This is a genomic window from Rhodococcus sp. KBS0724, assembly GCF_005938745.2.
GTDB lineage: Bacteria > Actinomycetota > Actinomycetes > Mycobacteriales > Mycobacteriaceae > Rhodococcus_F.
Genome location: NZ_VCBX02000001.1, coordinates 355,364 through 376,043 on the forward strand (window position 1 = coordinate 355,364; position 20,680 = coordinate 376,043).

Sequence of the window (20,680 nt, forward strand, 5' to 3'; positions counted from 1 at the left end):
AAGATGCTAGGTGCCGGCGTCTCATTGCATTCGGTCGGAGCGTGTCATGTCGAGTGGGGCGGTATTGGCGGAGTTCCCGCCGGATGATTTTGCTTCGTACATCAGATGATCGGCATGGACGATCGCGCGTGAGAATGCGGTGTAGTCGAATTGCTCCAGGTGTGGAGTGAACGGCATCGTGGAGGCGCCGATGCTGACTGTCGCCAGGGGTGCGTCTGTTGCTTCGACAACTGCGCGGGGGAGTGTCGCGATGCGTTTGCGTAGTCCGTAGGGGGTTCCGATCATGACGAGCGTGAATTCTTCTCCGCCGGTGCGTGCTGCATATCCGAAGCCGTTGACGTGTTGTTGGAGCCGGTTGCCGGTTCTGATGATGACGGTGTCGCCGACTTCGTGTCCGTAGGCGTCGTTGACGGCTTTGAATTTGTCGATGTCCACGACAGCGACCGCAACGTCGACGCGGTTGGTGTGTGAGATCGACCAGACTCGTTCGGCCATGTCCCACAGTCCGCGCCGGTTGAGGAGGCCGGTTAATGCGTCGACTTTCGATCCGGTGGCGCGGGCGAGTAGTTGTCGCCAGGCGAATTGGATGGTGGCGGGGATGAAGATGACGGCGCACAGGATGACGTCGGTGCGGGCGATGACACCGGCAGCGGGGAGTGTCCCACGAGTGACGGCGAGGATCGCCAGGGAAATGATGAACGTGCAGGAGAAGGCAAGGTGGAAGGCGAGCCATCGAAAGTTGAGGAAGTACGTGAAGTAGGCGCCGGATGCCACGAAGAGCACCGCGCCGAAGAGTGCTGCATCGTGGCTGATGAAGGTGATGATGACGGAAGCAGTTCCGAGATCTGCCCAGATTCCGAAGAGTTTCAGAGCCCGTGACCCGCGAACCTTTCCGAAAAACCAGAGAATTGTGGGGACGAGGTTTGCCGTCGCGAATGCGATGAGCCAGGTGCGGGTGAACTGCCGGTCGGGGCCTTCGCCGCTGATCAGGAACAGATACGCAACCAACGAAAAATTGAGTGAGCAGAACCCGATGGTGAAGTTGACGAGCCGCAGCATTGAACCGGGGCCGTTCTTCGATCCCCACAGCATGGCCGAGGGCGGCACCGGCCAGGTGTGTAGGAGTGAGTCCATGAAATTCCTCAGTCGCTGAATATCGGGTGGTTGATCCGTAGTTGGTTAATCGATGGCAACCGTACTGATCATTGTCTGGTGTGTGCGTGACTTTTGTCGAGGCGGCCCCGAAGTGGGGGTGCGGGCGCTCAGGTGGCCAGATGTGATCTATCGGGCATTGGCGCTCTTGCTGTGTCGCAATCCACAAATCTGCACGACTCTGCAAACTTGCAGAAGTCTGCAAGTTCCGTAACGTGGTTGGAGTGACTACTGAGCCAGGTCTTCGAGACCGCAAGAAGGCGGCGACTCGTTGTGCCCTCAGCAATGCGGCGGCACGACTCGCTCGAGCTCTCGGAATCGAGTGCGTCACCGCCGACGCGATTGCCGCCGAGGCAGGCGTGTCGACGAGGACATTCCACAACTACTTCTCCAGCAAGGAGGAGGCAGTCCTCGCCAGTTTCGAGGAGTCGATCGCCTTGTGGATCGAAGCGCTTGCAGCCCGGCCCGCTGACGAACCCATTCTCGACGTGCTCGAGAACCTTGTGGTCGAAATCGTGAGCGATTCGAGCCCGGGTGTGGAAGAAAAAGTAAACATCTGGATGCTGTCGGATTCCAGTCCTGCTCTCTATCGGGATGCGGCAGAGATGCACCAGCGGATCAACCGTGCGGTCACTCAGGCATTGGCCGAACGTACCGGCACGGATGCCGAACGGGATCTGTACCCGACCCTCCTCCTCGGGGTGGTGGCCGGGGCCTGTAAATCGGTGATGGACATCTGGGCCGGAGGAAAGTCGGAGGCTTCCGGCCCGGAAGAACTTGTCCACGACGCTTTTCGCCAAATTCGAGCAGGAATGCCCGCGCCGCCACCGCGTCGTTAGAGCTCACACGTAATACCTGTCCACGTACACGCACCGAAACAGCAAGGAGCCCGTCGTGGCCACCTATCTTTATCGGATCGGCAAGTTCGCCTACCGGCGAAAAGGCGCGGTCCTGAGCGTTTGGTTGATAATCCTGGTTCTGATGGGCGTCGGGGCTGCGACCCTGTCCGGCCCCACCAAGGACTCCTTCAACATTCCGGGTACTCCCGCGCAGCAGGCTCAAGACCTGATGGCGGAGCGTTTCCCGGACGCCCCCAACGCGATGGAATCGTTGAGTGCCCGATTTGTCCTTCAGGCGCCTGCGGGTACGACGCTGGCCGATCCGGCAAACGTCAAGGCCATGGACGACATGCTCGATCAGATCCGCAAGATCGACACGGTCGCCGACGCGGCCAAGGTCGATCCGGCGACGGCGACTCCGGAACAGGCCGCGAAGGCATTGGTCAATCCGGTTGCCGCCAACGATTCGATGACGGCAATGTTCCAGGAGAAGGCCACTGCTGCCGGCACATCCGAGGCAAAGGCAAGTTCCGACGCCGCCGCACTGTCTCCGCTCAGCGCGGACGGCACGGTCGGATACATCGAGGTGCCCTTTGTCGGTGCTGTCACGGATGCCGATGAGGCGATGCGTGATTCGATCAATGCCGCGGCTGATGTGGCGCGGGCTGAAGGACTCAACGTTCAGGTCAGTGGTACTGCGGCCCAGGAAGCGGAGATGCCCGGTGGGCTCACCGAGTTGATCGGCATTGCGGTCGCTGCTGTTGTTCTTGCCATCACGTTCGGTTCGCTTGTGGCCGCTGGACTTCCGCTGATCACCGCGATCATCGGCATCGCGATCGGCAGCCTCGGCATTACCGTCGCTACGGGCTTCATGGACCTCGGGTCCATGACACCGACGTTGGCGATCATGATCGGTCTGGCAGTGGCGATCGACTACTCGCTGTTCATCATGTCCAGGTTCCGGCATGAATTGACCCTGACCGACGACCGGTCGGAAGCGGCCGGACGAGCAGTGGGAACCGCTGGTTCCGCAGTGGTATTCGCCGGTTTGACGGTCATCATCGCCCTCGTGGCGTTGCGTGTCGTCGGCATTCCGTTCCTCTCGGATATGGGTGCAGCAGCGGCATTTACAGTTCTCATCGCAGTTCTCATCGCATTGACGCTGTTGCCCGCGATCCTGGGTATCTTCGGCCGCAAGGCTTTTGCCGGCAAGATTCCGTTCCTCGGTAAAAAGGCTGAGGAATCCGACGATTCGGGTAAGCCCACGCTGGCTCTGCGCTACATCAGCGCCATCGTGCGACGCCCCCTCGTTCCGCTGATCGGCGGCGTTGTACTTCTGGGTGCTTTGGCTTTGCCGGCAACGGGATTGAGCCTGTCACTGCCGTCGGAGGCGACGGGTGATCCGGCAACAAGTTCACGTCAGGCATACGACTTGATCGACCAGGGCTTCGGCGGCGGTAAGAACGGTCCGCTGCTCGGTGTCATCGACGCGAAGGATGCAGACGTTCCGGCCGGCGAGGCCTTCGAGAAGGTTGTCTCCACGATCTCGGGACTGAATGGCGTTCAGAACGCACAGATTGTCGCCGTCAACACCGCAGGCGATACCGCGCAGATGTTGATCACCCCGACAACCGGTCCTACTGATCCGGCCACCATGGAATTGGTGAGCAGTCTCCGCAGTGCCGAAGCCGGACTGGCCGATTCGATCGGTGTGAGTTACGGAATCACAGGTCAGACTGCGCTAGAGGGCGATATCTCGGATACCTTGCAGGACGCATTGGTGCCCTACCTTGCCGTAGTGGTCGGTCTTGCATTCATCTTGCTGCTCTTGGTGTTCCGCTCGATCCTGGTTCCGCTGACCGCGACGTTGGGCTTCCTGCTCAGTGTGCTCGCGACATTCGGTGCCACGGTCGCGATCTTCCAGCACGGCTGGTTGGGAATTATCTCGAACCCGCAACCGCTCGTGAGTTTCATGCCGATCTTCCTGATCGGTGTGGTGTTCGGCCTCGCGATGGACTACCAGGTGTTCCTCGTGACGCGTATGCGTGAGGAGTACGTCCACGGAGCTAGTGCCAAGCAGGCCGTGACTATCGGCTTCAATCACGGTGCCCGTGTGGTCAGCGCTGCTGCGATCATCATGATCTCCGTGTTCGGCGCCTTCATCGCAGAGCCGAACTCGTTCATCAAGTCGATCGGTTTTGCGCTCGCTGCCGCTGTCTTCTTCGACGCCTTCATCGTTCGTATGGTGATCATCCCGTCGGTCATGGCGCTGCTGGGCGACAAGGCATGGTGGTTGCCGAAGTGGCTCGACAAAATTCTGCCGAACGTCGACATCGAGGGTGAGAAGCTCAGCAAGGCCCTCCGCGACGAGAAGGAAGCGGAACTGCAGTCCACATCCGCTTAGTCAGGTAAGGCTTACCCGCGCGTGCCGCAATCGATTTCAGGTCGGTTGCGGCACGCGCGTTTTCGTGTAATTCCCGTCGACCGAAATAACCAGCGGCACTTGTCGGCAGAGATTGGTAACCTTCGCTCACTATGCTGATCAGGCTGCTGCGCACTTATCTCGAGCCGTATCGTGGCGAACTCACGGGCGTTGTCGTCCTACAGTTTATTTCGACTATGGCTGCCCTTTACCTTCCAAGTCTGAACGCCGACATCATCGACAACGGCGTGACAAAGGGGGATACGGGCTACATCCTGTCCACGGGCGGGGTGATGCTCCTCGTGACGTTGACGCAGATCCTGTGCTCCGTGGGAGCGGTGTACTTCGGCGCTCGTGTTGCCATGGGTATCGGACGCGATCTACGCGCGTCGGTGTTGCATCAGGTCGGCACGTTCTCGGCCCGCGAGGTCGGCTATTTCGGTGCGCCGTCCCTGATCACCAGAAATACCAACGACGTCCAGCAAGTGCAGATGATGGTGGTGATGAGCTGCACCATCCTGGTGATGGCTCCGATCATGTGCGTCGGCGGCATCATCATGGCGCTGCGTCAGGATCTGAACCTGTCCTGGATTCTGGGTATCAGCGTTCCGTTGCTGGCGATTTCGATGGGCTTCCTGATCGCGCGGATGGTTCCCGGATTCCGGCTCATGCAGGGCCGTCTCGACGCGGTCAACCGCGTTCTACGCGAGCAGATCACCGGTATCCGGGTGGTCCGCGCGTTTGTTCGCGAGCCGTCCGAGGTGAAGCGCTTCGGTGTGGCCAACGACGAACTGACCGAAACGGCACTCGGTGTCGGAAAACTGATGGCGGTGATGTTCCCGCTGGTGATGCTGATCAGCAACATCACCAGCGTCGCGGTCATCTGGTTCGGTGGGCATCAGATCGACAGTGGCGCCATGGAGATCGGCTCGCTCACCGCGATGCTCAGCTACATCATGCAGATCCTGATGGCCGTCATGATGGCTACATTCATGGCTGTCATGCTGCCGCGCGCGTCGGTCTGCGCAGAACGTATTTCCGAGGTTCTCGATACCGCGTCCTCGGTCATTCCTCCGGAAAATTCGATTCGGGAACTGAAAACCCCGGGTGTCGTAGAGCTTCGCGGCGCGCAGTTCCAGTTCCCCGGCGCCGAGGAACCGGTATTGCGCGACATCACCTTCCGTGCCGAGCCAGGCAAGACCACTGCGATCATCGGCGGCACCGGATCCGGTAAGACCACGTTGCTCAATCTGATCCCACGACTCATCGACGCCACGTCAGGTTCGGTATCTGTCGGTGGTGTCGACGTCCGCGACATCGACACCGACTTGCTGTGTTCCGTCATCGGACTGGTACCGCAGAGGCCATACCTGTTCTCGGGAACCGTCGCGACCAACCTTCGCTACGGAAACCCCGACGCCACCGATGAGTGGCTGTGGGAATGCCTCGAGGTCGCTCAGGCTGCAGACTTCGTCCGCGCGATGCCGGAAGGCCTGGACACTCCGGTATCTCAGGGCGGTACGACGGTTTCCGGTGGCCAGCGTCAGCGTCTCGCCATTGCGCGGGCTCTGGTGCGTAAGCCGCAGATCTATCTGTTCGACGATTCGTTCTCGGCCCTGGACCTCACAACGGACGCGAGATTGAGGGCGGCGCTGCAGCCCGTTACCCGAGATGCCTGCATTATCGTTGTGGCGCAACGCATTTCCACCATTGTCGAAGCCGATCAGATCATCGTGCTCGACGACGGTGCCATTGTCGGTGTCGGTACCCATGACGAACTGCAAGTCAGTTGTCCCACTTACGGCGAAATTGTCGCCTCTCAGCTAGCCGTACAGGACGCATCATGAGTAATCGACCGAGTTCCTCGCCTCCGATCGGGCCTCCTGGTGGTGGTGATCCCACCAAGAAAGCCATGAATTTCGGCCCGTCGCTGAAGCGTCTGCTTTCTCGGCTCAGCCCAGACAAGCCGGCTGTCATCCTGATTTTTGCACTGGTCACGGTCAGTGTGGTGCTGTCGTCGATCGCCCCGAAGATCCTGGGTAATGCCACCAACCTCATCTTCGACGGGATTATCGGTAAACAGCTTCCCGCCGGAATCACCAAGGACCAAGCCGTGGCTGGTCTGCGCGAGCAGGGCCAGAATCAGTTCGCGGACATGGTGTCCGGCATGAATGTTGTGCCTGGCACCGGGATCGATTTTTCCGAAGTCGGCCGAGTGCTGATGATCGTGCTGCTGCTGTTCGTCTGCGCGTCGCTGTTCAGTTGGTTGCAGGCGTACCTGCTCAACATCGTGGTGCAGCGCACGGTTCGCCGCCTCCGTGAGGACGTCGAGCAGAAGATTCATCGACTTCCGCTGCGCTACTTCGACACTCATGCGCGTGGCGATGTTCTCTCGCGTGTGACCAATGACATCGACAATGTGGCGCAGAGCCTTCAGCAGACTCTCAGTCAGCTGGTGACATCCGTGATGACGGTAATCGCGATCCTCGTGATGATGCTGGTCATCTCGCCGATTCTGGCTTTGATCGCGATCGCGACGGTTCCGCTGTCGATCATCGTCACGGCCGTCATCGCCAAGCGCTCGCAGAAACACTTCGTTGCGCAGTGGAAGAGCACTGGTGGCATCAACGCGCAGGTCGAAGAAGCGTTCACCGGACACGAGTTGGTCAAGGTGTTCGGCCGGCAGAACGAGGTCGAAGAGCGCTTCCGCACGCAGAACGAGAAGCTCTACCAGTCGAGCTTCAAAGCGCAGTTCATCTCCGGTCTGGTCATGCCTGCTGTCATGTTCCTCGGCAATCTGAACTACGTTGCCATCGCTGTCGTCGGCGGTATGCGGGTGGCGTCCGGCACCATGACGCTCGGCGACGTGCAGGCGTTCATCCAGTACTCACGCCAGTTCACCCAACCGCTCACACAGATCGCGTCGATGACCAATCTGCTGCAGTCCGGTGTTGCATCCGCCGAGCGGGTGTTTGCTCTACTCGACCAGGAAGAGCAGTCTGTCGATCCGGCTGACGCTCAGTCGCCGGTCGTGTCCAAGGGCCGGGTCGCATTCGAGGACGTCGCGTTCAGTTACAAGCCGGAACAGCCTCTTATCGAGGATTTGTCGTTGGTGGCCGAGCCCGGTCAGATGGTTGCCATCGTCGGCCCCACCGGTGCTGGTAAGACCACGCTCGTCAACCTGATTCTGCGGTTCTACGAACTCAATTCGGGCCGCATCACTCTCGACGGTATCGATATCGCCAAGATGACGCGCGACGATCTGCGTTCGCGTATCGGCATGGTTCTGCAGGATGCCTGGCTGTTCGGCGGCACGATCCGGGAGAACATCGCGTACGGCAAGCCGGGCGCCACCGAAGAGGAAATTCAGCGCGCCGCCAAGATGAGCTACGTCGACAAGTTCGTGCATTCCCTGCCCGAGGGATACGACACCGTCATCGACGAAGAGGGCAACAACATCAGTGCCGGTGAAAAACAGCTCATCACCATCGCGCGAGCGTTCATCGCGCAACCGGCCATCCTGATCCTCGACGAGGCCACCAGTTCTGTCGACACACGAACGGAGCTGCTGGTTCAGAGTGCCACCGCGGTTCTGCGCAGTGACCGCACAAGTTTTGTCATCGCACACCGTCTTTCGACAATTCGTGATGCAAACCTGATCGTGGTCATGGAAGCCGGCCGCATCGTTGAGCAGGGCAGTCACGAGGAGTTGCTGCTCTCACGTGGTGCGTACTACCGGCTGTACAACAGTCAGTTCGTGGGCGCGGAGATCTAGCGCCTTAGTACACTTGAGCAGACTTGGTCCGCTGGGTGGACCACAATCTGTGTACTGGAGGCGCTCGGCGATGCATTCGTTGCTGGGGAAAGCGCGCCTGATACTCGATTCCTTCGATGCGGATTCGGGTGCGCTGTCGCTGACCGAACTTGCGAATCGAAGTGGTGTTGCGAAGGCGACGGTGCATCGAATAGCCGGTGAACTGGTGTCTCTCGGCCTACTGGAACGGGTCGGCACCAAGTACCGGTTGGGGTTACGGCTCTTCGAACTGGGGCAGTTGGTTCCTCGTCAACGGATTCTGCGCGAGGTGTCCTTGACGTATGTGCAGGATCTTCACGCGGCGACCCGGGAGACGGTTCACCTCGCGATTCGCGACGGCCTCGATGTTCTGTACATCGACAAGATCTCCGGTCATCACGGGGTGGACCTGCCGTCGCGGGTGGCCGGCCGGCTGCCGATGTATGCCACGGCAACCGGCAAGGCGATACTCGCGTACTCACCGGATTCTGTTTTTCGAGCGGTGACAGGCAACGGTTTTGTCGAGTTCACCGATCGGACGGTGAACTCGGAAGACGGGTTACGCAGGCAACTCGACGCTGTTCGTTCGCAGCAGTTGGCGGTCGAGACCGAAGAGGTTCGCCTGGGAACATCGAGTATCGCTGCCCCGATCTTCGGTGGACACGGCGAAGCAGTTGCCGCGATCGGTGTGTCGAGTCCGCGGTACCGAATGGATACCAAGCGTTTTGCGGAACCGTTACGCGCGGCGGCCGAAGGAATCAGCCGGAAGGTATCGGTTCTCGAACGCACGGCCTAACCGTTTTATCGACGCACACAGAGCAGTGCGATCACGCCGAGAACCGAAGCCCCGGTCATGGAGATGGCCACGGCAAGACTGGTGTTGCCGAGAAGGCCGACGATGGGCGCAACCACAGCGGCAGCGCCGAACTGCGCAAATCCGATCAGCGCGGCTGCTGAGCCTGCGGCTTCTCCGTGACGGGACAGTGCAACCGCCGGTGCGTTGGGCATGACAAAACCCGTTGCGCAGAGCATCAGCAGGATGGGGACGGCAAACCCGACGAATCCCCACGAGTCGGTCGCGGCAACAACAACAAACGCAGCGCCGACGGCACTACTGCCCCACATTGCCCAGATCGTGATGGAATTCGGCGACCACCGGCCGAGAAGCACGACGTTGAGCTGGGACGAACCGATCAGAACGACGGCGCCGCCGGCAAAGGCAAATCCGTACGCTGTGGCGCTCAGTCCGAACTGTTCCTGCATCACGTAGGACGACGCGGCGATGTACGACCACAAAACGCCGCGGCCGAGACCGCACACGAGCACCAACACCATGAAGTGGGCATCCTTGCCGAGCGCAATGTAGTTTCGCGCGATGGCGCCGATGCCCTTGCCCGACCGATTCTCGGATGGAAGTGTTTCCGGCAGCGATACTGCCGCGAGTGCGATCATCGCGATGCCCAGGATGAAGAGAGCGAGAAAGACTCCGCGCCACTGTGTTACGGACATCAGTGCCCCGCCGATGGAGGGTGCCAGGATGGGCGCTACGCCCATGACCAACATCAGTCGCGAAAGTACAACTGCCGCATCGTGTCCGGTGAAGAGATCACGAACGATTGCCATCGCGATCACGCCCGTCGCGGCGGCGCCAAAACCTTGAAGGGTTCGCAGCGCAGTGAGGACTTCGATGGACGGAGCAAAGAAGCAGGCCAACGACGCGCCGACGTGAATTACTGTGCCCACGAGCAGGGGACGTCGACGTCCGTAGATGTCGGACAGTGGGCCGATGAGCAACTGGCCGAAAGCCAGACCCAGCAGTGTGCCCGTCAGGGTCAGCTGAACCATCGTGTCCGACGTGCCGAATTCCTGCGTGATCTGTGGCAGCGCAGGAAGATACATGTCGACGGTGAACGGCCCGAGGGCGGTGAGAATTCCGAGAAGCAGTACCAATCGGATCCGTGCACCGCCCGTCGGGGCGATCACCGTTCGTTCAGTTGTGCTGTTGGTCAAGGAAACCCGAAACTACACTGTAGTAGTCGTATGGTCGTTCTTCCTGAAGATGATGCGACGCCTTGTCCATGATGTAGAGATGGCCATGGGGAATCATCCGCGCCAGCATGAGCGGGTAGTCCGGGGTGAGGAATGCGTCGTGCATGCCCCAGGCGAAGAGCGTCGGCGCCTGGATCTGGCCGAGTTCAGCTGTGAGATCCTGCCAATCGCCACGAGGTGAGTCCGCCGAGGCAGCCAGGGCCATTTCTTCGGGGTCGAGACTTTGCTCGTATCGCATCTGGAGAGTTTCGGCGGGCAACTTCGATCCGTCGAACCATTCGAGGCTGGTGATCAAGGTGCGGAGTTTTTCGAGGGTGGGGCCGGTGCCGCCGTAGTAGACGTCGCGGGCGTTGCGGCCACGACGGCCGTCCTCGGGGAGCGGCGCGAGTGGTCCGTAGAAGACGGGCATGCTGCCCGTGATCACCAGGGAGCGAACGCGTTCCGGGTACTTTGCCGCAAGATTGAGCGCTATGGTGCCGCCCCACGAGTTGCAGACGAAGTCTGCGCGTTCGATTCCGAGCTCGTCGAGCAGGGCAACCATCTTGGCGGCGTGGAAGTCCCACATTGGGCCGGTGATGGTGCACTTGTCGGACCGACCGTATTGCAGGAGATCAACGAGAATCGCTCGTCGATCCGAGGCGAAGAGCGGTGCCACCGGCCCGAAGTCGGACCACGCAGTGCAGCCGGGGCCGCCTCCGTGCAGGAAAATCGTGGGGTCGCCCTCGCCGAGGTCGTAGTAATGGAATGTGACGCCATCTGCTTTGGCGTACAAGCTCTTCGGTTGATCAGCCATGGCTATACCTGACCTCGAGGTGAGCGGTATGGGAAGTATCGCGGTCCGGCAGGCGAACCCGGTTCGTGGCTGTGAGACTTCCGAATGCCTAGCGTGCTGGCATGAGAACAGAACTCGAGCACGCGCGTGATCGCGCGGAGGCGATGATTGGTACGCGGGAAACGCGAGAGTTGGGAACGGTGCGTCCGGCGGAGTCGGTTGCGTTTGCGGTTGCCACCGCCGAGACGGACCCCCGGTTTCTCGACCCGGAGCACCCGGCATTTGCCGTCCATCCGATGTATCTGCCTTCGCTTTTGCGAGGACCGCAAGGTGGCTCCGATCGAGAGTACCGAGCAGACGGCATGTTCCGTGACGAAGTGCCGGGCACAGACGGTATCGACGTGCGCTTGATGGCCGGCGGGCAGAGTGTGACGTTCTTGCGACCGGCCCCGCTGGGTGAGGCTGTCGTCGTAGGGCGAGTACTCGATACCGTGACGACCAAGGGCCGGGCTCCGGACGAGTTTCTGCTGCTCTCGGTCACCAAGACTTACCGGGGTGCGCAGTCCGGCGCATTTGCCGAGGTCGTCGAGAAGTTCATCGTCCGATGACCGAAACAGTAGTCGTGGGCACGCCGATCGAATCGGTGACCTTGGTCTGCGATCCGGTTCGGATCCTTCGATTCGGGGCGTCGACGCACAATTCGCACCGTATTCACTACGACGCCTCCTATGCGCAGACGGAGGGGTTGTCCGCACCGGTGGTCATGGCCCAGTTGCAGGGCACGCTGTTCTTTCGTGCCGCGTCACAATTTGCCGGTGGATACGAAGGAGTTGTGTCCGTCTCCTGGCAGAATCGTGCGCCCGCGCCCGTCGGAACCACACTCGAGGTGTCGGGTGAAGTGTCCCAAATCGACAGTGACCAACTAACTTTGGCGTTGCGGGAGCATTCGGACAATGGCGTGCTGTGTGCCGTCGGAACCGCTGTGGTGGTCCGGGTCTGCTGAGCGAACCGAATCCGTTGGCGTAGACCGCAATCTCACCCAAGATCTGTTTCATTCAAACGTTCAGTGTCGAGAGGACTTCACATGACTGGTGTCGAGGCGTCGGAAGCCACGTTCGCGCTGCCCGAGCGGCCACGAGCGGCCGGTCGGCAGGATTGGACGGCATGGCCGGGTTACAACGCAGCCGGCAGCGGATACCGCGGTTACTGGTACCCGGTCACGTGGTCGAACCACATCACCAAAGACCCCAAGAGCTTTACCATCTGTGGTGAAAAGCTGGCGATCATCCGCGACGCAGGCAAGGCATATGCCCTGCACGATCGGTGCCCGCACCGCGGCGTTCCGCTGTCCGAGGGCGATCAGCAGTTCCCGGGAACCGTCAGCTGCCCGTACCACGGCTGGACGTACCAGCTCACCGACGGCAAGCTGGCTGCGGTCATCACCGACGGTCCGGATTCCAAGATCTGCGGCAAGCTGAACGTCCAGACCTATGCGATCGAGGAGCGACTCGGTCTGGTGTGGGTGTACATCCCGATCGCCAACGAGCCGGCGCCGTCCATCGACGACCAGTTGCCGCGTGAGCTGGTGGAGAACAAGGGTATCGTCGGTGGTCGGATTCAGCCCCGAGAAGGCAACTGGCGCTTCGCATGTGAGAACGGTTTCGACGAGGGACATGCGAAGTACCTGCACCGCACCGCATTGTGGCGTCTGTTCAAGCCGATGCCGACGTGGAACATCACGAGCATCGTTCCGGAGGGACGCTGGATTTACCGCGTGCAGGAAGAGGTGTACTGGGAGGCGGAATTCCCGGGCGTGGGAACCTGGACGAACAAGCGGTGGTGGAAGAAGAAGCCGGACGAGACCCAGATTTCGCAGATCGGAAACGTCGGCGCCGGCCTGGATGTCAATCCTGTGATCGCAGCTCAGAACTTCCCCGGTTTTGCTTCACTGTCCATGCCGGGTGTCCTGCGCATCGCGTACCCCAAGTTCATTCACTACGAGTTCTACGTCCCGGTGGACGAAGACAACCACAAGTACGTCGGCCTCATGGTCAACTTTGTTTCCGGCGCAGCAAAATTGGGCTTCTACGCCAAGTACCTCGGCGCGATCCGCTGGCTGTTCCACGGTCAGTTTTCGGGTCAGGATGCGTGGATGGTCGAGGTCACCGACGCGCCGCCGGAGAAGCTGTACCGACCGGACGTGTCGCTGACGACGTGGCGAAATCTGGCAGAGGAAGAGTACGCCGAGAAGATCGCCGACGCGGCCAAGCACACCCCCAAGGCGCCGGTCAGGCCCACCCGAGAGCGCCGGACGCCAACGCCCCGCTCGGCCCCGGTCGCCGACGCTCAGATTCCCACCGGCACCAGCGAATAGGAGAGATACATGTTCAAGATTCTGACGGCTGTCGCTATCGGTGCCGCTGTTGCAGTGGCAGTTCCCAAGCTGTGGCAGATGGCCGGCGAGCGCAGCAATACTCAGGTACATCAGGTCAATCCATGACCACTGCGAGGGCCGACGCTCTCGCAGGCCTAGGCGGCGAGCGCCGGGAATGGGTCGAGCGAGCCTACGCCCATGTCGATCGTGCGCGATTGCGGGATCTCGCCACTTCGGTGGTGAACATTCCCAGCCCGACGGGTGACGAAGCACCGCTGGCCCGCCACATCACGGCGGTCCTGGCAGCGTCGGGCATCGAGGCCCACACAATGGATCTCGATGATCGGCAAGCGAACTCGTGGGGAAGGCTCCGCGGTGACGGGTCCGGACCGGACCTGTTGCTGTATGCGCCGATCGACACCGTCACGACGGGCGATCCGGCGGAAGACCTGCCGTGGGTGGGAAACGAGTTGCGAGCGGATCTGACGCCGCACGCTCAGTTCGACGAGAACTACGTGATCGGATTGGGTGCGTCGAACCCCAAAGGCCACGCCGTCTGCATCGTCGCGGCGGCCGAAGCAATTGCCGCAGCGGGTATTCCGCTCCGCGGCGACCTGGTGCTCGGATTCGGCGCCGGCGGTATGCCGACCAATGCCCGCCCCGGTGTCGGAAACCCCCGACGCAACACCGGCCAGGGCGTCGGCTGCTCGTTCCTCCTGGAACAGGGAGTGTGGGCGGACTGCGCGCTGATCGCCAAGCCCGGCTGGACGGTTTCCTGGGAAGAAGTGGGACTGGCCTGGTTCGAGATCACGGTGCACGGTCTGCACACCTACGTCGGCTCGCGCCACCGGTTGCCGTACCGCAACGCGATTACCGCCGCCGGCGAGGTGGTCGCCAAGTTGGAGGAATGGTTCCCGAAGTACTCGGCGGCGCATCAGGACGGTTTGGTTGCGCCTCAGGGGATCGTTGCCAACATCCGCGGCGGGTGGGAGCGAACAGCGTCGTTCACCCCCGAGCAGGTGCGCCTTACCGTTGATCTGCGGCTCAGCCCGCGGACGACGCCTACCGCAGCCAAGCGTGAACTCAAAGCTGTCGTGGCGGAGATCGCACAATCGCTGGATCTGCAGATCGACGTCGAACAGGTTCTTGCCATCCCCGGTGAGGGTTCCGACCCTCGAATGTGGTTGCGCCGTGCCGCAGTCGACGCGTGGGAGGCTGCCGAAGGAGAGCCGCATCAGGACTTCTTCGACGCCAGTGGAGCCACCGACGCAAACATCCTGCGCAGCCGCGGCATCCCGACGATTCGGGTGGGTATGCCCAAGGTGGTCGACGCACCGTTCGAGGTGGACTTCGCGATGGGGATGAACACTGTGGATCTCGCTGCGGCGGAGAGATTTACGAAGTATCTGATCCGAGTGGCCCTCGACACCGTCACCCGCTCGCTCGAGGAAGTAGGAATCGACTGATGGCGAAGATAGTTCTGGGTATCGGTGCCTCCCACAGCACCTTGATGAACACCCATTGGGAAGAGACGACGCACAAGGCGGAGGCCGAACGCTTCCGGGACGCGCTGTATCTGAGCCGGGAGAAGATCGCGGCGTCGAAACCCGATGTTGTCTTGATTCTCGGCTCCAACCATTTTCGCGGTTTCTGGCTGGATCTGATTCCGGCGTTCACTCTCGGAGTCGGAGAGTGCATTTCCAGTGGCGAGTCAGGAACACCCAAGGGGCCGCAACGGGTCGACGTGGAGTTCGCCAGGCACCTTGCAAACGAGCTGATCGAAGGTGGCCGGTTCGATCTTGCCTACTCGGCGCGATTGCAGATCGATCATGGTCAGTCTCACGCGATTCAGTACCTTCTCGACGGAATCGACGTTCCGATAGTTCCGTTGGTGGTCAACGTATTCGCGCCGCCTCTCCCCACATTCAAGCGATGTGAGGAAGTGGCGAAGGCCCTGCGGGATGCCGTTGCGTCGTATCCGGCGGATACCCGCGTCGTGGTGATCGCGTCCGGCGGATTGTCTCATCGTCTGCCCTGGCCGGACTGGCGTGATCCGCACGGTGAGGACGAGGATTTCATGGTTCAAGCCTGGCTGGACGGCCGGGAGAACTGGTCCGACTACGACGTCCGGCGACGCCAGATCATCCGCGCGGCCGATGCCGCGATCACTCCGGAGTTCGATGACCGAATTCTTGATCTGTTTGCCAGCGGCAAGGCAAGTGAGCTTGCCGAGTTCACGACGCAGCAGATCGAAGACGAGGCGGGCAACGGTGCGCAGGAGTTGCGGACCTGGCTCATGATGGCCGCGATGCTCGACTACGTTCCGGGTGAACGCCTTGCCTACGAAGCGATTCCCGAGTGGCTCACCGGTATGGGTGTCACGATTCTCGATCCAGCTGGAACAGCCAGCGCAACAACATAATCTGCACCTTCAGTAAAGGAAGTTTCTCTGATGACAATCTGGAACGAACTTGCCGGGCTCGATTTCGAGTTGACGACCGTCGACGCCGGCGGTGTGCCCACGCGCTCTCTGCAGGCAGGATCCGGTGACGAGGCCGTGATCTTCCTGCACGGCACCAGCGGACACCTCGAGGCATTTGCACGCAATATTGCACCGCACGCCGAGTCTTACCGGGTTCACGCGATCGACATGCTCGGCCATGGTTACACCGGCAAGCCTGACTACCCGTACGAGATTCCGCGCTACGTCGAGCATTTGGTGAACTACCTCGACGCGGTCGGACTGGACCGTGTGCACTTGGTGGGCGAAAGCCTCGGTGGTTGGGTCGCTGCCTACCTGGCCAGCGAGCAGCCCGAACGTGTTCTGTCGCTGCAGTTGCTGGCAGCAGGTGGAACAGTCGCGAACCCGGTAGTCATGGAGCGCATCAAGACGTCGACCGCGAAGGCCGTCCAGAGCGACGACATCGAATTGACCCGCGCACGTATGCAGTTGCTCATGCATGATCCCGCCGATGCAACCGAGGAGTTGGTTCAGGCTCGTCACCGGATCTACCATCAGCCTGATTTTGTCGCCAACATCCACAACCTTCTTTCCTTGCAGGAGATGGAGGTTCGCCAGCGGAATCTGCTGCGTCCGGATCGAATGGCACTCATCAAGGCGCCGACTCTTGTGGTCTGGGGCCAGGAAAATCCGTTCGGTGATGTTCCGGAAGCGAAGAAGATGGCCGAGGATATTCCGGGCGCTCAGCTCGAACTCTACTCGGAGTGCGGTCACTGGCCGCAGCACGAGCAGGCAGCGAAGTACAACCCGCTGAGCCTCGAGTTCTTGGCAAAGGCATCAGCCAGTGCGAAGGCAGCTATCTGAGAAGTTCCTGCCAAATATACTGCTGCGTAATGGAGCCGGCCTCTCGATCGGGAGGCCGGCTTCCGCGTTTCCGAAGGTAGAGTCATCGTTTTACCGCGAAGGAGTTCTCGTGAAGAAAGTACTTCTGCTGACGGCCGACGCCGACAACGGACTCGGTACCGCAATCCGTGACGCCGTCGGAGGTGAGGCGGAGGTAGTTCGATTATCTGAGCGCACCACGGGGGCGCTCCGTGCGGAGTTGCCGACGTGCGACGTCGTGGTGGGGGACTGGAGTGGTGATCTGCCACTGGGCAAGAAGGAAGCAGAGCTCGGCCGGAATGTGCTCCTTATCCAACAGCCCGGTGCCGGAACCAATTTCATCGATGCGGAAGCCTGGCGCGCCGCCGGAGTTCCGGTGGCGAATACCCCCGGTGCAAACGCGAATTCGGTTGCGGAGTGGGCAGTGCTGGCGGCAGGTGCGTTGTGCCGCTCCATGTTCTGGGCGCACAACGAGGTTACCGATGGTCGGTGGCCACAGGAATCCATCCTGACGCGCGATTGCCGCGATCTGGCGCAGCGCCGGGTCGGCGTCGTAGGTGTCGGTTCGATCGGCCGCCGGTGTGCAGAATTGTTTGCCGCCTTCGGTTGCGACGTCTACGTCACCGCGCGTTCGAGACCGCGTGACACTGTGGCTGCGACGTTCGTGTCACTCGACGAGTTACTGCCTCTCGCGGATGTCCTGGTGCTGGCCGTCCCGCTTACGGAATCAACTCGGGGACTGATCAATTCCCATCGAGTTGCGCAGTTGCCCACCGGAGCGATCGTGGTCAATGTGGCGCGCGGCGCTGTCGTCGACGACGCGGCATTGGCGCGTGCCTTGCGTTCCAGGCATGTCGGCGGCGCTGCCCTCGATGTGTTCGACGTTGAACCACTACCGATTTCGAGCCCGCTCCGTGGATTCGATTCGACCCTCCTGAGCCCGCACGTCGCCGGCGGCAGCGCCGGAGCGCGTGCGTCGATCTACTCGATGACGGCGCAGAATGTCGCCAGTGCGCTGCGCTCGCAGACAATTCGGTGGACATTGTGATTCGGTGGACATTGTGATCGAGGGCCGTGTTACCGCAGTATTTCGGTCCGCACGTTCCTCCAGGTGCAGTGTTTCGCCGAGGTAAGTTCCTGTCCCCGGTCCGCACGGTGGACCCGGTTGGTTCTCGGGTGTAGGTACGCACGGCTAGGTTTGCTCTCCACGACCCGCAACTGCGGCACAGATCACAAACAAAGGTGTGAGTAGATGGCCTCGCTGTCAAAGTTTGGAAGGACTGCTCTTGTTTCGGCTGCGCTGCTGCTGACCGTTGCAACCGGCGCATGCAGCCGCCCGGCGACGCAAAGCACAGCTGATTCCGCCGGAAGTGGACCACTGCGAATCGCAGTCGGAATCGATGCTTCCTACGCTCCGTTCTTCGTGGCGGATCAGGAAGGCATGTTCGACGCCGCCGGTCTGGACGTCGAACTCGTCCAGTTCGGTCGTGGTGGCGAGGCCGTCGACGCACTCTCGACCGGGCAGGTCCAGATCGCCGGTAGCTCCGATACGACAACGATCGCCCAGTTGCGTCAGAATCCGTCGTTGCGTGCGATGTACTCGTACGAGGCGTCCGGTGACTACATCAAGGTCGTGCTGCGTAACGGTGTCGACTCACCGGCTGCGATCAAGAAGATGGGCATCGTCCCGGGTCTCAGCCAGATTTCGACGGACAAGTACCTCGCTGCCAACTCCATTGCCCCCGGTTCGGTCGAGATGATCTCGGCGACCCCGACGGACATGCCCGCACTGCTCAGCCGCGGCGACATCGACGGGTTTGTCCTGTGGGAGCCGTGGCCGGCCACCGCCCTGGATCAGGGGACCGGCCACGTAGTGGCAGTAACCGGAGACTACGGCTGGTTCTATCATCATTGGGCGATCACGACGGCTCCGTGGTTGTCGGCCAACGAAGAGACAGCGCGAACCGTCGCGAAGGTGCTCGACGAGGCAACGCGCAAGGTCGAGTCGGATCCGGGCGTGGCAGCGTCCGCGACCAAGGCGGCTGTGAACGTCAGCGAGGATCAAACTATTGCCGCGGTGGACGAGATCGACTTCGCCGTGGTGAATCTCGAAGCTGCGGATGTCGAGTCGGCACAGTCGATCGTAGATTTCTACAAGTCGATCGGTGTACTCAGCGAACAGCCGGATCTCGAATCGGCAATGCTTCTGGATTGGTACAAGGATGGTGCACAGTGAGTATCGCAACAAGTAATTCAACGTCTAGCTCGGCAAATAGCGCGGGCGCAGGTGGTCCAGGCAAAAAGAACACCGGTGTTGCCATCGACGTGGTCGACCTCGGAATCAGCTTCGGCGCGGCGGAGATCGTCGCCGGAATCGACATGCACGTGCAGCCAGGTGAATTCGTCTGTCTGCTCGGTCCGAGCGGCTGCGGCAAGTCGACGCTGCTGTCGTCCATGGCCGGCTTCGTGGAACCCAGCGCCGGCGAGATCGTGTGCGACGGAGATGTCGTCGACGGTAGTAACCGGCACGCAGGCATGGTGTTTCAGAGCTCCGAAGCGTTGTTCGAATGGATGACCGTGAGCCAGAACGTGGCCTACGGCCCCAGGATGCGTGGAGCGAACCGCAGCGAGCAGGCCGGTATTGCGGCCGAGTACCTCGCGATGGTCGGCTTGCCCCACGCGGGTGCGAAGTTCCCCTCGCAGCTGTCCGGCGGTATGCGGCAACGTGTTCAGATCGCACGAGTTCTTGCCAACCAGCCGTCGTTGGTTCTCATGGACGAGCCGTTCGGTGCGTTGGACGCTCAGACTCGTCAAGTTCTGCAGACCGAACTCGACCGTATCTGGCGGCACACCCGCTGCACCGTGGTATTCGTGACTCACGATATCGACGAGGCGCTGACGTTGGCTGACCGTGTGATCGTGATGTCGGCCGGCCCGCGGGCCCGGATCAAGAGCGTCTACGAGGTCAATGCGGCTCGTCCGCGAGACCGCAACGATCCCGAGGTGATCGAGCTCTACGAGAAGCTGCGAGACGACATTCGGGCAGAAGTGGTTGCGTCGCTGCGGAACCAAGGCATTGAGGAGGACGAGCTGTGACGGCTGTAGTGACCGGTGGTTCAGCCGGCGTGAGAACAGCGAAGGTGGCGCAGACAAAAAAGCGTTCGTCTGCGCGGCGATCCAAGATTGTCAAAGCGACGCTGATGTATGCAGCCTCAGCGGCAATCGGATTGGGCATCTGGTCGTTCCTGGCGTGGTGGTACGGGCCGACCACCATTGCATCACCGGCCGAAGTATGGTCGGCGGCACAGGAACTGTGGGAGAGCGGCGTTCTGTGGTCGTCGATCACCGCATCGGGTCAGCGAATTCTCATCGGCTGGTTCCTGGGTGTCGTGATCGGTGCTCCTGTCGGAATTCTGATGGGCCGCATTGCCATCGTGCGACAGCTCCTCGATCCGTACATCGAGTTCTTCCGGTTCATTCCGCCTATTGCGTTTGTCACTCTCGCCGTCGTGTGGTTCGGCATCGGTGAGACGTCGAAGGTTGTTCTGATCTTCTACACCTCGGTATTCATCGTTACGGTCAGCACGATTGCCGCGACTGTTGCGATCAGCGAGAACAAACTGCAGGCAGCGGCAAATCTTGGTGCCAACAAACTTCAGATCATGAAGACGGTGGTCCTGCCCTCGTCGATCCCCGGCATCGTCACCGGCGCTCGCCTGGCAATGGGCAACAGCTTCCTCACCATCGTGTCGGCGGAGATCGTCGCCGCCGACCAGGGTATCGGTTCGATGATCTGGCAGGCTCGAAACTACGGCCGGATCGACTGGACGTTCGTCGGCATCATCGTCCTGGGCATCATGGGCTTCATCTTCGACCGGATCCTCCGCATTCTGTCCTCACGGTACCTCGCCCGTTACGGCGTCAAATAGTCAGGAG

General features: G+C 61.0%; 18 protein-coding genes. 15 read left to right on the forward strand and 3 right to left on the reverse strand.

Annotated features, from left to right (window positions below; translation table 11 throughout):
* Positions 1–21: 21 nt before the first annotated feature.
* Positions 22–1,134 carry a GGDEF domain-containing protein gene (locus FFI94_RS01615; protein ID WP_138871448.1) on the reverse strand — a complete coding sequence of 371 codons (1,113 nt, stop codon included), beginning with the start codon at positions 1,132–1,134 and terminating at the stop codon, positions 22–24.
* 242 nt (positions 1,135–1,376) lie between these two features.
* On the opposite strand from FFI94_RS01615, the gene FFI94_RS01620 reads away from it, so the two are divergent.
* The 5 genes from FFI94_RS01620 to FFI94_RS01640 all read left to right on the forward strand — a co-directional run bounded on the left by FFI94_RS01620 (position 1,377) and on the right by FFI94_RS01640 (position 9,002).
* Positions 1,377–1,991: a TetR/AcrR family transcriptional regulator gene (locus tag FFI94_RS01620; protein ID WP_138871449.1), complete on the forward strand. Its 615-nt coding sequence runs from the start codon at positions 1,377–1,379 to the stop codon at positions 1,989–1,991.
* Positions 1,992–2,046: 55 nt separating this feature from the next.
* A complete protein-coding gene (locus tag FFI94_RS01625; RefSeq protein WP_138871450.1) occupies positions 2,047–4,395 on the forward strand; it encodes an MMPL family transporter in 2,349 nt (782 codons plus the stop codon).
* 131 nt (positions 4,396–4,526) lie between these two features.
* Complete coding sequence (locus FFI94_RS01630) at positions 4,527–6,260, forward strand: ABC transporter ATP-binding protein (protein WP_138871451.1); 1,734 nt, start codon at positions 4,527–4,529, stop codon at positions 6,258–6,260.
* Positions 6,257–8,188: an ABC transporter ATP-binding protein gene (locus tag FFI94_RS01635; protein WP_138871452.1), complete on the forward strand. Its 1,932-nt coding sequence runs from the start codon at positions 6,257–6,259 to the stop codon at positions 8,186–8,188. Before FFI94_RS01630 ends, FFI94_RS01635 begins: the two co-directional genes overlap by 4 nt.
* Positions 8,189–8,258: 70 nt before the next feature.
* Positions 8,259–9,002: an IclR family transcriptional regulator gene (locus FFI94_RS01640; protein ID WP_138871453.1), complete on the forward strand. Its 744-nt coding sequence runs from the start codon at positions 8,259–8,261 to the stop codon at positions 9,000–9,002.
* Between the two features lie 5 nt (positions 9,003–9,007).
* Here the strand turns inward: FFI94_RS01640 and FFI94_RS01645 are convergent, their stop codons facing one another.
* Positions 9,008–10,189, reverse strand: a complete 1,182-nt coding sequence (locus FFI94_RS01645) for a multidrug effflux MFS transporter (protein WP_138871454.1) — start codon at positions 10,187–10,189, stop codon at positions 9,008–9,010.
* 7 nt (positions 10,190–10,196) lie between these two features.
* On the reverse strand, positions 10,197–11,048 hold the full coding sequence (locus FFI94_RS01650) for an alpha/beta fold hydrolase (protein WP_021342530.1): 852 nt from the start codon (positions 11,046–11,048) through the stop codon (positions 10,197–10,199).
* Positions 11,049–11,149: 101 nt separating this feature from the next.
* Between FFI94_RS01650 and FFI94_RS01655 the strand changes: the two genes are divergently transcribed.
* From FFI94_RS01655 to FFI94_RS01700, 10 genes are all read left to right on the forward strand, one after another.
* A complete protein-coding gene (locus FFI94_RS01655) occupies positions 11,150–11,635 on the forward strand; it encodes a MaoC family dehydratase N-terminal domain-containing protein (RefSeq protein ID WP_007731639.1) in 486 nt (161 codons plus the stop codon).
* Entirely contained in the window at positions 11,632–12,030 is a 399-nt protein-coding gene (locus FFI94_RS01660) for an acyl dehydratase (protein ID WP_138871455.1), read from the forward strand. The genes FFI94_RS01655 and FFI94_RS01660 overlap by 4 nt, the downstream gene beginning before the upstream one ends.
* Before the next feature lie 81 nt (positions 12,031–12,111).
* Positions 12,112–13,401, forward strand: coding sequence for an aromatic ring-hydroxylating dioxygenase subunit alpha (locus FFI94_RS01665; protein WP_138871456.1), 1,290 nt, complete (start codon positions 12,112–12,114; stop codon positions 13,399–13,401).
* 122 nt (positions 13,402–13,523) lie between these two features.
* On the forward strand, positions 13,524–14,867 hold the full coding sequence (locus FFI94_RS01670) for a M20 family metallopeptidase (protein ID WP_138871457.1): 1,344 nt from the start codon (positions 13,524–13,526) through the stop codon (positions 14,865–14,867).
* The gene (locus FFI94_RS01675) at positions 14,867–15,823 is read left to right on the forward strand and encodes a catechol 1,2-dioxygenase (protein WP_138871458.1); all 957 of its coding nucleotides are present in this window, start codon (positions 14,867–14,869) and stop codon (positions 15,821–15,823) included. The genes FFI94_RS01670 and FFI94_RS01675 overlap by 1 nt, the downstream gene beginning before the upstream one ends.
* 30 nt (positions 15,824–15,853) lie before the next feature.
* Positions 15,854–16,726, forward strand: a complete 873-nt coding sequence (locus tag FFI94_RS01680; protein WP_019746500.1) for an alpha/beta fold hydrolase — start codon at positions 15,854–15,856, stop codon at positions 16,724–16,726.
* Between the two features lie 109 nt (positions 16,727–16,835).
* Positions 16,836–17,792, forward strand: a complete 957-nt coding sequence (locus tag FFI94_RS01685) for an NAD(P)-dependent oxidoreductase (RefSeq protein ID WP_138871459.1) — start codon at positions 16,836–16,838, stop codon at positions 17,790–17,792.
* Positions 17,793–17,996: 204 nt separating this feature from the next.
* A complete protein-coding gene (locus FFI94_RS01690) occupies positions 17,997–18,980 on the forward strand; it encodes an ABC transporter substrate-binding protein (protein ID WP_138871460.1) in 984 nt (327 codons plus the stop codon).
* Entirely contained in the window at positions 18,977–19,840 is an 864-nt protein-coding gene (locus FFI94_RS01695) for an ABC transporter ATP-binding protein (protein ID WP_221937736.1), read from the forward strand. The genes FFI94_RS01690 and FFI94_RS01695 overlap by 4 nt, the downstream gene beginning before the upstream one ends.
* A complete protein-coding gene (locus FFI94_RS01700; RefSeq protein ID WP_138871461.1) occupies positions 19,837–20,673 on the forward strand; it encodes an ABC transporter permease in 837 nt (278 codons plus the stop codon). Before FFI94_RS01695 ends, FFI94_RS01700 begins: the two co-directional genes overlap by 4 nt.
* Positions 20,674–20,680: the final 7 nt, after the last annotated feature.

Excerpts from the sequence above, each read along its gene's own strand:
- FFI94_RS01675 (WP_138871458.1), top strand. The coding sequence starts at position 14,867 with ATGGCGAAGATAGTTCTGGGTATCGGTGCCTCCCACAGCACCTTGATG.
- FFI94_RS01665 (WP_138871456.1), top strand. The coding sequence starts at position 12,112 with ATGACTGGTGTCGAGGCGTCGGAAGCCACGTTCGCGCTGCCCGAGCGG.
- FFI94_RS01635 (WP_138871452.1), top strand. The coding sequence starts at position 6,257 with ATGAGTAATCGACCGAGTTCCTCGCCTCCGATCGGGCCTCCTGGTGGT.
- FFI94_RS01660 (WP_138871455.1), top strand. The coding sequence starts at position 11,632 with ATGACCGAAACAGTAGTCGTGGGCACGCCGATCGAATCGGTGACCTTG.
- FFI94_RS01655 (WP_007731639.1), top strand. The coding sequence starts at position 11,150 with ATGAGAACAGAACTCGAGCACGCGCGTGATCGCGCGGAGGCGATGATT.
- FFI94_RS01690 (WP_138871460.1), top strand. The coding sequence starts at position 17,997 with ATGGCCTCGCTGTCAAAGTTTGGAAGGACTGCTCTTGTTTCGGCTGCG.
- FFI94_RS01630 (WP_138871451.1), top strand. The coding sequence starts at position 4,527 with ATGCTGATCAGGCTGCTGCGCACTTATCTCGAGCCGTATCGTGGCGAA.
- FFI94_RS01640 (WP_138871453.1), top strand. The coding sequence starts at position 8,259 with ATGCATTCGTTGCTGGGGAAAGCGCGCCTGATACTCGATTCCTTCGAT.
- FFI94_RS01680 (WP_019746500.1), top strand. The coding sequence starts at position 15,854 with ATGACAATCTGGAACGAACTTGCCGGGCTCGATTTCGAGTTGACGACC.
- FFI94_RS01650 (WP_021342530.1), bottom strand. The coding sequence starts at position 11,048 with ATGGCTGATCAACCGAAGAGCTTGTACGCCAAAGCAGATGGCGTCACA.
- FFI94_RS01615 (WP_138871448.1), bottom strand. The coding sequence starts at position 1,134 with ATGGACTCACTCCTACACACCTGGCCGGTGCCGCCCTCGGCCATGCTG.
- FFI94_RS01670 (WP_138871457.1), top strand. The coding sequence starts at position 13,524 with ATGACCACTGCGAGGGCCGACGCTCTCGCAGGCCTAGGCGGCGAGCGC.